At 65.2% G+C, this 13,847-nt stretch carries 12 protein-coding genes; 10 read left to right on the plus strand and 2 right to left on the minus strand.

Annotation, left to right across the window (positions count from 1 at the left end; all coding sequences use genetic code 11):
* Positions 1-70 precede the first annotated feature (70 nt).
* Entirely contained in the window at positions 71-1,003 is a 933-nt protein-coding gene (locus tag ACLFKU_RS18015) for a DMT family transporter (protein WP_410849956.1), read from the plus strand.
* Between the two features lie 21 nt (positions 1,004-1,024).
* Here ACLFKU_RS18015 and ACLFKU_RS18020 read toward each other — a convergent pair whose 3' ends face one another.
* On the minus strand, positions 1,025-2,323 hold the full coding sequence (locus ACLFKU_RS18020; protein ID WP_410849957.1) for an MFS transporter: 1,299 nt from the start codon (positions 2,321-2,323) through the stop codon (positions 1,025-1,027).
* Positions 2,324-2,528: 205 nt separating this feature from the next.
* Between ACLFKU_RS18020 and ACLFKU_RS18025 the strand changes: the two genes are divergently transcribed.
* The 9 genes from ACLFKU_RS18025 to ACLFKU_RS18065 all read left to right on the plus strand — a co-directional run bounded on the left by ACLFKU_RS18025 (position 2,529) and on the right by ACLFKU_RS18065 (position 11,054).
* Positions 2,529-3,299, plus strand: coding sequence for a GntR family transcriptional regulator (locus ACLFKU_RS18025; RefSeq protein WP_368585288.1), 771 nt, complete (start codon positions 2,529-2,531; stop codon positions 3,297-3,299).
* A 20-nt stretch (positions 3,300-3,319) separates the two neighbouring features.
* Positions 3,320-4,990, plus strand: a complete 1,671-nt coding sequence (mdcA, locus tag ACLFKU_RS18030) for a malonate decarboxylase subunit alpha (protein WP_410849972.1) — start codon at positions 3,320-3,322, stop codon at positions 4,988-4,990.
* Between the two features lie 2 nt (positions 4,991-4,992).
* Complete coding sequence (locus ACLFKU_RS18035; protein WP_410842527.1) at positions 4,993-5,961, plus strand: triphosphoribosyl-dephospho-CoA synthase; 969 nt, start codon at positions 4,993-4,995, stop codon at positions 5,959-5,961.
* A 5-nt stretch (positions 5,962-5,966) separates the two neighbouring features.
* Entirely contained in the window at positions 5,967-6,287 is a 321-nt protein-coding gene (locus ACLFKU_RS18040) for a malonate decarboxylase subunit delta (protein ID WP_176123180.1), read from the plus strand.
* Entirely contained in the window at positions 6,284-7,168 is an 885-nt protein-coding gene (locus ACLFKU_RS18045) for a biotin-independent malonate decarboxylase subunit beta (protein WP_410849958.1), read from the plus strand. The genes ACLFKU_RS18040 and ACLFKU_RS18045 overlap by 4 nt, the downstream gene beginning before the upstream one ends.
* The gene (gene mdcE, locus ACLFKU_RS18050; RefSeq protein ID WP_410849959.1) at positions 7,165-7,980 is read left to right on the plus strand and encodes a biotin-independent malonate decarboxylase subunit gamma; all 816 of its coding nucleotides are present in this window, start codon (positions 7,165-7,167) and stop codon (positions 7,978-7,980) included. The genes ACLFKU_RS18045 and mdcE overlap by 4 nt, the downstream gene beginning before the upstream one ends.
* Positions 7,980-8,678: a malonate decarboxylase holo-ACP synthase gene (locus tag ACLFKU_RS18055; RefSeq protein ID WP_410849973.1), complete on the plus strand. Its 699-nt coding sequence runs from the start codon at positions 7,980-7,982 to the stop codon at positions 8,676-8,678. The genes mdcE and ACLFKU_RS18055 overlap by 1 nt, the downstream gene beginning before the upstream one ends.
* Positions 8,678-9,610: a malonate decarboxylase subunit epsilon gene (gene mdcH, locus ACLFKU_RS18060; RefSeq protein ID WP_410849960.1), complete on the plus strand. Its 933-nt coding sequence runs from the start codon at positions 8,678-8,680 to the stop codon at positions 9,608-9,610. Before ACLFKU_RS18055 ends, mdcH begins: the two co-directional genes overlap by 1 nt.
* A 634-nt stretch (positions 9,611-10,244) precedes the next feature.
* Complete coding sequence (locus ACLFKU_RS18065; RefSeq protein WP_368587470.1) at positions 10,245-11,054, plus strand: class I SAM-dependent methyltransferase; 810 nt, start codon at positions 10,245-10,247, stop codon at positions 11,052-11,054.
* Positions 11,055-11,074: 20 nt separating this feature from the next.
* Here ACLFKU_RS18065 and ACLFKU_RS18070 read toward each other — a convergent pair whose 3' ends face one another.
* Positions 11,075-13,831, minus strand: coding sequence for an HAD-IC family P-type ATPase (locus ACLFKU_RS18070; protein WP_410849961.1), 2,757 nt, complete (start codon positions 13,829-13,831; stop codon positions 11,075-11,077).
* Between the last annotated feature and the right edge of the window lie 16 nt (positions 13,832-13,847).

Below are 13,847 nucleotides of genomic sequence, written 5' to 3' on the forward strand. Positions count from 1 at the left end.
TTTAATTCGTTTGTGATAAGCCCGCAAGCGGCGCAATACTCGCAGGCATGATCTAACGGAGCCGTTGCGCATGTCCCTCACCTCACGTCAACAAGGCGCGATCACGCTGGCGAGCGGCGGGCTGCTGATGGGCACGATCGGCGTTTTCGTCGAGGAGGCGCGGCTCGATGCGCTGACGCTCGTGTTCTTCCGCTGTCTGTTCGGCTTTCTGTCGCTGGCCGCCTATTGCGCGTGGAAGGGCTTTTTCACGCGCGCGCAGTTCACACGCCGCACGGTCGTGCTCGCGCTGATTTCCGGCGTACTAATGGTCACGCAATGGGTCGGCTTTTTTGACGCGATTCATCGCACCAGCATCGCGGTTGCCACCGTCGTGTTTCATGTGCAGCCGTTCTGGGTCGTGCTGATCAGCGCGGCGCTCTTTAACGAACGGCTCGGCGCGGATCGGCTCGGCTGGATCGCGACCGCGTTCGTCGGGCTCGTGCTCGCATCGGGGGTCATCGCGGCCGGCAATCTGCAGGGCCACACCAGCTATCTGATCGGTTTGGGCGAAGCGCTGTTCGGCTCGCTGCTCTATGCCAGCGTCACGCTGATCGCGAAAAGCCTCGGCGAAATGCGCCCGCACCTTCTGACGCTCATGCAATGCGCGGTCGGCGTGATCTGCCTGCCGCTGATCGCGCCGCTCATCGCGCCTTTGACGCTCACGCATATCGGGCCGATGCAGTGGGTCTGGCTGATCGGCATGGGCGTGCTGCACACGGGATTGTCGTACGTGCTGATTTACGGCGCGCTGCCGAAGCTCAGCACGCCGGTGATCGCGGTGCTGCTGTTCGTTTATCCGCTGACCGCGATCGTCGTGGATGCGCTCGTGTATGGCCGTGCGCTGTCGCTGTCGCAACTGGCCGGCATGGCGCTGATCGTCGCCGCGAGTCTCGGCGTCAATCTCGGCTGGCCGTTGCTGACGCTGCTGCATCCGGCCGGGCGGGCGCGCAGTCACGCGAAGTAACGCGCGCCGCCCGCCTGGTTCTCACTGCGGCAGCGTCTCGCCCTTCGTCTCCGGCGCGAACGGAATCACGAACAGGCCGAGCACGAACGCCAGTGCGGTCAACGCAATCGGTACGCCGAGGGTCTGCATGTGCAGCACCGCCGCGCCGAGCAGAAAATTGACGCCCGCGCCGACGAAGCGCCCGAACGACGTGCAGAACGCAAACGCGGTTGCGCGTACGCGGGTTTCGAACTGCTCGGGCAGCCACAGGCTGAACAACGCGAAGTTGCCGCCGAAAAAGCCCAGCACGAACAGCCACGCGATGAACGGCGCGAGCCCGTTCGGCAGATAGAACGCCCAGCCGAAGCTCGCCGCGATCGACACGGCCATCCCCGCGAAGTACACCGCCAACGTCATCTTGCGGCCGATGCGCTCGGCCAGCGGCGGCAGCGCGAGACAGCCGAGGATCGTGCCGATCGACAGCAGGCCGGTAGCCAGCGACGCCGTGCGCATCGAATCGCCCTTCGACATGCCCGCGCGCGTCGCGAGCTGGATCACCGCGGACGGCTCGTACACGGCGCCTGCCCACAAGCCAATGATGGCGATCGTCAGCAGAATGCACGCGACCCATGTGCGACGCCGGTAAGCCGGCCCCATGATCTCGCGCAGCGGCTTCACGCGCACCGTCTTTGCGTCGGCCTTCTGCCACTTCTCCGGCTCCTTCACGCGCAGCAGAATCAGAATCGCGACGACGACCGGCACCGCGCCGGTCAGGAACATCGCGCGCCAGCCGAAGTGCACGCCGATCGTGTAATTGAGTGCGGCCGCGAGAAAGAAGCCCGCGTAGTAGCCGGTCTGCAGATAACCGGCGCCCATCTTGCGACGATCTTCGGGCCAGGCCTCGGCGACGTAGGTGCCCGCGAGCGCCCATTCCCCGCCGATCCCGACGCCCGCGATGAAGCGAAAAATCCCCAGCTCCCAAACGTTGCTCGCGGTAGCGGACAGTCCGGTGAAAATCGCGAACGTGAAGATCGTCGCGGCGAGCACCTTGGTCCGGCCGAAGCGATCGGCAAGCGGTCCCCAGATGAAGGACAGCCCCCAACCGACCAGGAACAGCGCAAACAGGATCGATCCCGCGAGGCCGACATTCGACGGCGTCGCCGCAAAGCCCGAACGCGGCAGCAGCTCGGTCAGCGCGGGCGTGAGCACCAGCGCGTAAATGAACGAGTCCATGCCGTCGAGCGTCCAGCCGGCCCACGCGCCCCAAAACCCTGCGATCTGCGAACGATTGAGTGGTGTGCGCTGACGCGCGACCGCTCGTCGGTCGGTCAATGTATTCATCTTGCTCCTCCAGCCTACGATGGTTGAACGTAACGAAAAACGACGGGCGCGCTTGGGGTTGGATCGACGACGTTGATTGATCGGCGATGTCCTCGTACAACTAATTCAGAGGACGACGCGGGGAAATTGCCGGATTGTGGTTGCGGCCCCGTCCGGGTTTGCCCGCGCTGAAATACGCGTCTTTTCATATATAATATTTGATACTATGACCGACGCAACTGAAGGTTTTCCCCTGGACGCGCCCGTGACCGGCTCGTTTCTTCCGGCCGCGGCACCTCGCGAAAGCACTTCGCACATGATTGCGGAGGCGCTGCGCGCGGCGATCGTCGACGGCACCCTCGCGCCCGGCGCACCATTGCGCCAGGACGCGATCGCCCGGCATTTCTCCGTCAGCGCGATTCCCGTGCGCGAGGCGCTGCGCCAGCTCGAAAGCGAGGGCTGGGCGCGCGCGGCAGTCCACAAAGGCGCGACCGTCGCGCCGCTGTCCGCCAACGAAGCGCGCGAAATTTACGAGATCCGCTCGGCGCTCGAAAGCCTCGCGCTCGGCCTCGCGATTCCGAATCACACCGCCGCGACGCTGCGCGAAGCCGCGCAGTTGTGCAGCGCCGCCGAGCGCGAGGAGGACCCGTCGCTGTACGTGACGCGCAATGCCGCGTTCCATATGTGTCTCTACGCGCCCGCCGGCCGGCCGCAGCTGGAGGACATGATCGGCTTGCTGCACCGGCGCGGCGAACGCTATCTGCGGCTGAAGTTCGGCTTGCCGTCGTACAAGGGCGAGTCCGACAGTGAGCACGCCGCTCTGCTCGAAGCCGTCGAGCGCCGCGATATCGCGACCGCGCAGTCGCTGGTGGTCGCGCATCTGCTCGGCACCGGCGAGCTTCTGCATCGTTTCCTGACCGAGCGCGCGCGCGAAGAAGCGCTCGCGCATCAACCGAAGCCGCGCGGCCGACGCCCGCGCGTCCACACCGGGAGCTGACCGCACCGATGACCGAGCCGATGAACCACCTCGCCGAAGCCGCCTCATCGCGGTCCACTGCCCGCTCATGGACGACTCGACGCGACGAAAAGAACCGCCGCCTCGCGGCCATCGCGCCGTGGCTCGAAGACGGCGTGCTGCCTACGCACCGCATCGTCGATGCGCTCGAAACGCTGATCCAGCCCGGCGAGCGCGTCGCGCTCGAAGGCGACAATCAGAAACAGGCCGACTTCCTGTCGCGCTCGCTCGCGAAGGTCGATCCGCAGAAGCTGCACGACGTGCATCTGCTGATTTCGAGCATCAGTCGTCCTGAGCACCTGACGCTGTTCGAGCGCGGCATCGCGCACAAGGTCGATTTCTCGTTCGCGGGGCCGCAGAGTCTGCGCGTCGCGCAACTGCTCGAAGACGGCCAGCTGGAAATCGGCGCGATTTATACGTATGTCGAGCTGTACGCGCGCATGTTCGTCGACCTGACGCCGCACGTCGCGCTGCTGTGCGCGGACAAGGCCGACCGTCACGGCAATCTGTACACCGGCCCGAACACCGAGGACACGCCGACCATCGCCGAGGCCGCCGCGTTCCGTCACGGCATCGTGATCGTGCAGGTCAACGAGATCGTCGACGACTTGCCGCGCGTCGACATTCCGGGTTCGTGGGTCGACGTGGTCGTGCAGGCGGACCGGCCGTTCGCGGTCGAGCCGCTGTTCACGCGCGATCCTCGTCATATCGGCGACTTGCAGGTGCTGACCGCGATGATGGTGATACGCGGCATCTACGAACCGTACGGCGTCACGTCGCTCAATCACGGCATCGGTTTCGATACCGCGGCGATCGAATTGCTGCTGCCCACCTACGGCGAATCGCTCGGCCTCAAAGGCAAGATCTGCCGCAACTGGACACTCAATCCGCACCCGACGATGATCCCCGCGATCGAATCGGGCTGGGTCGACAGCATCCATTGCTTCGGCAGCGAGGTCGGCATGGAGGCGTATATCGAGGCGCGCCCCGATGTGTTCTTCACCGGCAACGACGGCAGCCTGCGCTCGAACCGCGTGCTGTGTCAGTTGGCCGGCCAATACGGCGTCGATCTGTTCATCGGCTCGACGCTGCAGATCGACGCGGACGCGAATTCATCGACGGTCACGCGCGGACGGCTCGCCGGTTTCGGCGGGGCGCCGAACATGGGCCACGATCCGCGCGGCCGGCGTCATGCGAGCGAGGCGTGGCTGAAGCTGTTGAAGGGCGACGGCGCGATATCGCGCGGCCAGAAGCTCGTCGTGCAACTCGCGGAAACGTACAAGAAAGGCGGCGAGCCGACCTTCGTCGATGAACTCGACGCAGTCGCCGTCGGCGCGAAAAACGGCATGCCGATCGCACCGGTGATGATCTACGGCGACGACGTGAGCCATGTGGTCACCGAGGAGGGCATCGCGCATCTGCATAAGGCCGAAGGCATCGACGAGCGGCGCGCGGCGATCGCGGCGGTGGCCGGCGTCACGCCGATCGGCCTGCGCGCGAAGCCCGAGAAAACCGCCGAGTTGCGCCGGCGCGGCATCGTCGCGTATCCGGAAGATCTCGGCATCCGGCGCGGCGAAGCGAAGCGTTCGCTGCTCGCGGCGCGCAGCATCGACGATCTGGTCACGTGGTCGGGCGGACTGTACGCGCCGCCCGCGCGCTTCCGGAGCTGGTGACGATGGCGTCCGCTGCTGCTGTTCTCGAACGGTTGGACGCGCCACTTGCTCCAGTCCTGCGCAATGATGCGCGTGACACTTCACCGATCGCGCCGTTTTCCGACGCGCAACTCGCGCGCGACGCGATCACCGCGCTGATCGACGAGGCCGAACTCACGCCGAAACCCGCGCTCGTCGACCGGCGCGGCAGCGGCGCGCATCGTGACCTCGATCTCGCGATCATGCGGCGCTCCGCGCACGCGCTCGAACCTACTTTCGCCGCGCTCGCGCGCACCGCGCGCCGCCGCGGCGAACCGTCTGCGCTGCTGCGCGCCGAACTCGCGCAGATCGGCCGCGCGGGCGAACAGGACATGCTGCAGGCGACCGGCGGCAGCAATGCGCATCGCGGCGCAATCTGGATCATCGGACTGCTCGTTGCGGGCGTCGCGCTCGAAACGTCTTCGAGTGCCTCGATGCGTACACACGGAGCCGGCGCGCCGAGCCCTCTGGATACCTCGCGCGTCTGCACTTTGGCCGCGCAGATCGCCTGCTTCCCGGACCGCTTCGCCGCTTCATCCGATAGCCACGGCGAACGCGCGCGTCGACGCTATCAGGTCGGCGGCGCGCGGCGCGAAGCGCAGGACGGCTTCCCCCACGCGCTCGACGTCGGCCTGCCCGCGTTACGCGCGGCGCGCGCACGCGGCCTCGACGAAAACACCGCTCGGATCGACGCCTTGCTCGCGATCATGAGCACGCTCGACGACACCTGCCTGCTGCATCGCGCGGGCCTCGCCGGCTTGCATGCGGGGCAGCGCGGCGCACGACGCGTGCTCGGCGCGGGCGGCAGTTCGACAGCCGCGGGCCGCGTCGCACTCGACGCGCTCGAACGCGAACTGCTGACGCTGAACGCATCGCCTGGCGGCGCGGCCGATCTGCTCGCCGCCACCCTCTTTCTCGACATGCTGGCGCATCGCGACGCCAGCCGGAGCTGAGCCTCATGGAACATCTGACCTTCGACTATCCGGCGCAACGCGCCGTCACGACCCGCGCGCACGTCGGCGTGGTCGGCTCGGGCGATCTGGAAGTGCTGCTGTCGCCCGCCGCCGATGCAGGCGGCTCGGCGCTTGCTGCGCACGTGGTCGTGCGCACCAGCGTCGACGGCTACAGCCACATCTGGAAGAGCGTGCTCGACCGCTTCTTTACGCGCTACGACGGCGCCGCGAACATCGAGATCAACGACTTCGGCGCGACGCCGGGCGTGGTCGCGCTGCGCCTCGCGGAGGCGGTCGAAGCGGCCGAGGAAGGAGACAGCGTATGAGCACGAGCGCCAGCATTCACCGCGCCCCGCTGCTGCACGAGAGCTTCATCGAACTGCCCGCGCGCGAGCGCGCCCGTTCGCTGCTCGACGCGGGCAGCTTCCGCGAACTGCTCGGACCGTTCGACCGCATCGCGTCGCCATGGCTGCCCATGCAGGGCATCGTCTGCCAGGCCGACGACGGCTGTGTGATCGCGCGCGGCACGATCGACGGCGAACCGGCCGTGGTCGCGGCGATCGAATCGGCGTTCCAGGGCGGCAGCATCGGCGAAGTGTCGGGCAGCAAGATCGCCGCGGCGCTGGAGATGGCGCGGCGCGACTGCGCGCGCGGCAAGCTCGTGCGCCCGGTCGTACTGTTCGAGACCGGCGGCGTGCGGTTGCAGGAAGCGAACCTCGGGCTCGCAGTCATCGCCGAGATTCAGGCGGCGATCGTCGCGTTGCGCCGGCACGTGCCGGTGGTCGGCGTGATCGCGGGGATGGTCGGCTGCTTCGGCGGCATGTCGCTCGCGGCCGCGCTGTGCTCGTATCTGATCGTGACGAAGCAGGGACGGCTCGGCATGAACGGACCCGAAGTGATCGAGCAGGAAGCCGGTATCGAAGAACTCGATGCGAGCGATCGCCGCCGCGTGTGGCAACTGATCGGCGGCGAGCAGCGCGTCGCGAGCGCGCTCGCCGATACCCTCGTCGACGACGATGCCGACGCGGTGCGCGCCGCCGTGCTCGCCGCGTTCGCGCAGGGCGTGCCGGCCGCGCATCGCAGCGAGCAGGTCGACACCTTCCTGCAGCGGCTCGCGCGGATCGATCCGGCGAGCGTCACGCCCGAGACAATGCGTGATGCGTACAACCCGCAGGCGGGCGATATATCGAACAAGGAGCAGCCATGAGCGACACGACACTCACGCGCGGCGCGCGCTGGTTCAACGCACTGGCCGGCGAATCGTCGAGTGCGGCGCCCGTCTGGAGCGGCGATGCGCCGCTCGGCGGCGACACTGCGCGCTTCATCGCGGTCGTGCCCGATGCCGCGAACCGCTTTCCGCGCGCGACCAGCAACGTGGTCGGGCTCGAACAAGGCTGGCAACTCGCGCGCGCGGTGCGCGAAGTCATGGACGCCGATCGAGGCGCCGGCACGCGCCGCCCGATCGTCGCGATCGTCGACGTGAAAAGCCAGGCGTATGGCTATCGCGAGGAAATGCTCGGCATCCACCTCGCCTGCGCGGCCGCCGTCGATGCCTACGCGAGCGCACGCGACGCCGGGCATCCGGTGATCGCGCTGATCGTCGGTCCGGCGATGTCGGGCGCGTTCCTCGCGCACGGCTATCAGGCGAACCGCATCGTCGCGCTCGACGTGCCCGGCACGATGGTCCATGCGATGGGCAAGGAAGCAGCCGCGCGCGTCACGCGCCGCACTGTCGAAGAACTCGACGAACTCGGCGAGACGATCGTGCCGATGTCGTATTCGATGGCGTCGTTCGGGAAGCTGGGGCTGCTCGATCAGCTGATCGACGGCGTAGACGCCGATGCGCCCGACGCGGCGCAGATCGAGCGCGTGCGCACTGTGCTGGTCGAACAGATCCGCAACGCGCGCGACGGCGATCGGACGCTCGCGCGTCGGCTGGAATCGGCGGCGGCGCGGCAGACTCGCGCGGCGTCGATCGAGGTGCGGCGGCGTCTTGCCGAACAGTGGGACGCCGTCTGATGCGCGTGTGCGCGGCTGCGCCCTTCCCGACCGCTTGCGCCGCGTCGTGCGACCCGCGCTGGCGGCCGCATGATCTGCTGCGCTTGCGACGGCTCAATGCGCTCGATGACGAACCGGCGTGGCTTCGCGAAGCATTCGAACGCGCACCGTACGCGGTCGTCCGACGCGCGCTCGCCGCCGAAGGTTTCGTCGCGATCGGCGTGCGCGGCGCGGAGCGAGCGCAGCGTTACGGCACGTGGGTGCATGCGGACGATATCGTCGGCGTCGTATCGCCGGAGTCCCTGGCGCAGGCGCGACCTGATCCCGGACGTGATGCATTGCCTTCTTTCGTTGCGCTGAATTCGTTGCAACGTGACCGCAGCGGTCCGCTTTCTGGATTCGTTTGGGGTCCTTCTGGCAGCACGGGATTCGAACTCGCGACGCACGTTCCCGCCGTTAGCGAAGCCAGCGATCTCGATCTGTTGATCCGTGTGTCCGAACCATTGGCGATGAATGTCGCGGGTGCTTTGCTGGACCAACTGCAAACTCTCTCAGCGCGTCTTGGTGTACGCATCGATGCACAACTCGAAACGCCCGCCGGCGGCGTCGCGCTCGCGGAGTGGGCTGCGGGCAAGGCGCGCGTGCTGGTCCGCCATGCGAGCGGTCCCCGCTTGATCGCCAATCCGTGGGCCGATGTTGCGCAGGATGGCGCCATCTGATGCTCGCGCTTATCTTCCCCGGGCAGGGTGCGCAAAGCGAAGGCTTTCTGAATCGACTGCCGCGGCCTCGTGCGGTACAGGACACGTTCGCTGAAGCATCGGACACGCTCGGCATCGACGTACTGACGCTCGACTCACCCGACGCTCTGGATTCGACCGTCGCCGTGCAACTGGGCCTGACGATCGCGGGCGTCGCGATCACACGCGCGCTCGCCGATGAAGGATTGGTGGCGCAAATCAGCGCGGGGCTGTCGGTCGGCGCTTATCCGGCAGCGGTCAGTAGCGGCGCAGTGCCGTTTCGCGATGCCTTGATGATGGTGCGGCGGCGCGCCGAACTGATGGAAACCGCTTACCCGTCGGGCTATGGTCTGGCGGCCGTATCCGGCTTGAACGAGCAGCAGGTGGAAACGCTCGTCGCGCAGCAGGCGCAAGAGCTGCGGCAACGCGTGTATATCGGCAACGTCAATGCGCCGCGCCAGATCGTGATGGCCGGCGCAAACGATGCGCTCGATATGTTCATCGAACGCGCACTTGCGGCCGGCGCGCGCAAGGCCACCCGGCTCGCGGTCAGCGTGCCCTCGCATTGCGACTTGCTCGCGCATGCGAGCGGCGAACTGCTCGCGTACTCGCGCGAGTTGCGTTTTGAAAGACCGCGCGGCATCTATATCGGCAATCGCGGTGGACGGCCGTTGTATACGGCCGACGCGATCCGCGAAGACCTTGCGACGAACATGCGCTACACCGTGCGCTGGTTCGATGCGCTCACCGTGATGCAGGAAATGGGCACGCACGTGCTGGTCGAGGCGCCGCCGGGGCAAGTGTTGACGGATATCGTGAGGGAGCATTTTTCGGAGACCAGCGCGCTGGCTGCCAGTGCATTGCCGTTCGACAGACTGGTCGGGACCGTGCGCAGGCGCCTCGAGCGTGGCTAATGCGGCTGCTCATCAACCTTCCGGTCGACTCGTGAATGTGTCGGCCGCTGAACAACACAAGATTCGCCCCGCTGTCTGCCCGAACGCAACGCCGCCGCGCGTGAATCCATATTTCCGCCCGGATATTTCATTTGCATACCTTGCAGAGCCCATTTAGACCCGGCGGGACGGGTCTCGACCGCATCAACGGGCGCAGAGGGCGCAAAACCATCACAATAAGGCGCGAAACGTGGAGATTCCTGGCCAATTGCGGAGGGACCAACTGCTATCCTTGAAAGAAGTCGACCCGTTCTCGAGCGCACTCCCATGCGCGCGCACTCGGAAAGAGGGATCCATGAGTTGTCCCGCACTATCGCGGCATTTTTTTCTCCGTGGTTCCCTTGCCGGTTTGCCTGCGACACATGTCGCGTGCACCGCCCTCGAACGATAGTTCGGCTACACAAAGCTTTACACAAAACCTGAACCGCAACGCGGTTGGAGCAGCAGGTCTCAGCAAACGCGGTCCATCGGGATTCAAATTCAGACTGATCAACTTCCCGCGAATTTTTCGAGCTGATGTCACACATGTAGCAACAGCCGGCAGTCTGGAAACGAGTTGCGCAGAACTCCGCTTTCGCACCGATATGAGGGAGATATGCATAGACCCATCGACACTGAAACGATTCCGAGCAATGAATTGCAGCAGGTCAGGATGACTTATGCCAAGCTTTGCCAGGACTACCTTGCACATCGCGCCGATGGTGAATACCGGGACTATGTGCAATCGGTTATTGCCAACGACGCCAGTCTCGATCGCCATGTGCGCGCGTTCGAAATTTATGCACCGTATATCAAGCGTGGAATGAAAGTGCTCGACTGGGGATGCCGTCACGCCCCAGATTCGTGCATGCTTCGTACGCTCTACCGGGACATCGAGATATATGGCTGCGACCTATGCAACGATGGACAATTCGCGGAATTCCATCAGTACGCCGGATTATCTTTCGCAGCGCTCGATCATGAATTTCTGCTGCCGTACGAAGACAATCAATTCGATGTAGTGATTGGAAGCGGTGTACTCGAGCACGTGGCTCGCGAACAAAAGAGCATCGATGAGCTATGGCGCGTGCTGAAAGACAACGGTTTGCTGATAATCACATTTTTGCCTAACCGTTTATCGGCAACTGAAAACGCCTGCAGAGTGATGAAGAAGTACACGGGCCATAATCGGCTGTACAGTCTCAGCGACGCGAAGCGCCTGTTCCTCAGGTCGGGATTCGTACTGGAAGAATGCGGCTATCATCAGGTCTTTCCGACGTTCGCAAAAGGCATAAAGGGCGGCGGAGCGCTCAATGCACTGGCCAATATCGGCATGAAGCTGAACCGGCCTTTCGAGCGCATACCGATCGTGAATGCAGTCTCAGCGAATCTGTTTTTCATTCTCCGCCGCGTTCATGAGATGTAGCGGTAGGCCGCCAAGGCGGCCTACCCCGCCGGATCATTGCGCAAGGCCGCGCCGCCCTCCTGTTGCGAAGTCACGAATCCTCTCAATGCGGGGGTGAGTCGGAAGACGAGCTTCTCCAGTTCCACCACGAGGAAGAACAGGACGCCACCAGCAAAGAGCCACCCCCACGCCGACAACGGCAAAGCCTCGGTGTGGAAAACGGCCTGGAACGGGAACGTATAGGTGAACAGAAGCTGCAACACCACGACCCCGGCTATCCCGTACCACAGATGGCGATTGCCCATATGCGCGCGCACGGTCAGTGACGAATCGAGCAGATAGCGGATGTTGAGCAGATAGAACACCTGGCCCAGCGTAATCGCGTTGACCGCGGCCGTGCGCGCCAGATCATCCGACGCGCCGTGCGACTTCATCCAGAAGAAGGTCGATAGCGTATAGAGCACGAGCGCCGCGCCGACGAACAGGATGCGCCAGATGCCGAAACGCGTGACGATCGGCCGGTCGATTGCGCGCGGCGAGCGGCGCATCACGTCGGCCTCGTGCGGCTCGAACGAGATGGTTAGGCCGAGCGCGACCGAAGTCACCATGTTGACCCACAGGATCTGCGGCGCCGTGATTGGCAGCGTGAAGGCAAACAGGATTGCCACCGCGATCACCGCGCCTTGCGCGATGTTGGTCGGCAGCATGAACAGCATCGCCTTCTCGATGTTGTTGTAGACCGTGCGCCCCTCCTTCACCGCCGCGGAAATCGACGCGAAATTGTCGTCGGCGAGGATCATCCCCGCCGCCTCTTTCGTCACCTCGGTACCCTTGATCCCCATCGCGACGCCGATGTCTGCCTTCTTCAGCGCGGGCGCGTCGTTGACGCCGTCGCCCGTCATCGCGACGATCTGCCGATTCGCCTGGATCGCCTTGACGAGCCGCAGCTTGTGCTCGGGACTCGCGCGCGCGAACACGTCGACGCTGCGCACGCATTCCTGCAGCGCCGCGTCGTTCATCGCCTCGATCTCGGTGCCCGACACCGCAGTCTTGCCGTCGCCGATGCCCAGCATTCTTGCGATTGCCGCCGCCGTGATCTTGTGGTCGCCCGTGATCATCGTCACGCGGATGCCCCCGCCGTGGCATTCGCGCACGGCCTCGATCGCCTCTTTGCGCGGCGGGTCCATCAGGCCCACGAGGCCGAGCAATACGAGGGTGCGCGGCAGGTCCTGCGGCCCGAGAGTTCCTGTGCGCAGGCCCGGGTCCGGCAGCCACGCGAGCCCGAGCACGCGCTCGCCTTGCGCGGCGAGCCGGTCGCCCTCTCTTGCGAAATGCTCGCGATCGAGCGGCATCGGCCCTTGCGCCGTCTGCTGCCGGTCGCAATGATCAATGATCACCTCCGGCGCGCCTTTGACCAGCAGCATCTCGCCGTCGGCCGAGCGGTTCAGCGTCGCCATGAACTTGTGCTCGGACTCGAAGGGAATCACGTTGACCCTCGGCGCGGCCGCGGTCTCGGCCGCACGGTCCATCCCCAGCTTGGAGGCGAACGGATAGAGCGCGCCCTCGGTCGGGTCACCCTCCACTTTCCATTTCCCTTCTTCCTCGAAAAGCTCCGCGTCGTTGCACAACAGCGACACGCGGCCCATCAGCTTCAGCACGTCCGGCGCGGCGCCGAGCGGCTTGCCATCGGCGCTGACCTGTCCTTCGCTGGCGTAGCCGTCGCCGGTGACGGAATAGCCCGCTTCCGCCGTCACGGCGGAGGTCACCATCATCTCCATCAGGGTCAGCGTGCCCGTCTTGTCCGAGCAGATGCGCGACACGGCGCCCAGTGTTTCGACCGCCGGCAGGCGGCGAATAATGGCGTTGCGCTGCGCCATCCGCTGCACGCCGATGGCGAGCGTGATGGTGATCAGCGCCGGCAGGCCTTCCGGGATCACCGACACCGCAATCCCCACGATGGCCTGGAACAGCTCGACGAACGTCATGTGTCCGAGCCAATGCCCATAGGAGAACAGCAGCACGCTGACAACGGCGATCACTGCCGTGATCACATAGCCGAATTTCTTGATCTGGCGCAGCAGCGGCGTCTCGAGCGCGCTGACTTCGGCGAGCATCTGGTTGATCCGGCCGAGCTCCGTCTGGCTGCCGGTCGTCACCACGACGCCGGTTGCCCGGCCCGACAGGACCATCGTGCCGCAGAACGCCATGTTCTCGCGGTCGCCGACCGTCGCTTTGGCCGGTACCGGCGCGGTGCTCTTCTCGGCCGGGAGGGATTCGCCCGTGAGAGCCGCTTCTTCCGTGTGCAGATTCCTCGCGTCGACGAGACGCATGTCCGCCGGGATTTTGTCGCCCGATTCCAGTAGCACGATGTCGCCAGGAACAAGTTCATCGGCGGGGATCAAGCGAACCGCTCCGCCACGCATCACACGCGCCTCGGCGGACAGCATGTTGCGAATCGAATCGAGCGCCTTCTCGGCGCGTCCTTCCTGAATGAAGCCGAGCAGCGAGTTGAGAATCACGACGGCCAGAATGACCGTGCCATCGAGCCACAGGCCCATCATGAACTTGATGAAACCGGCCACCAGCAGCACGTAGATCAGGATATTGTGGAACTGCATCAGGAAGCGTACGACCGGCCCTCTCTTCTTGCCCTGCGGCAGGCGGTTCGGCCCATAGGTGGCGAGCCGCCCGGCCGCTTCCGCGGCATCCAGGCCCTGCGCGGGATCGACGTTGAACTGCCGTTCGATGTCACCGGCCGGCATCGCATGCCACGGCGTCGCACTCTCAACTGAGCTCATCCTCGTGTCTCCCGGT

Source organism: Paraburkholderia sp. EG304 (assembly GCF_046543485.1).
GTDB lineage: Bacteria > Pseudomonadota > Gammaproteobacteria > Burkholderiales > Burkholderiaceae > Paraburkholderia > Paraburkholderia youngii.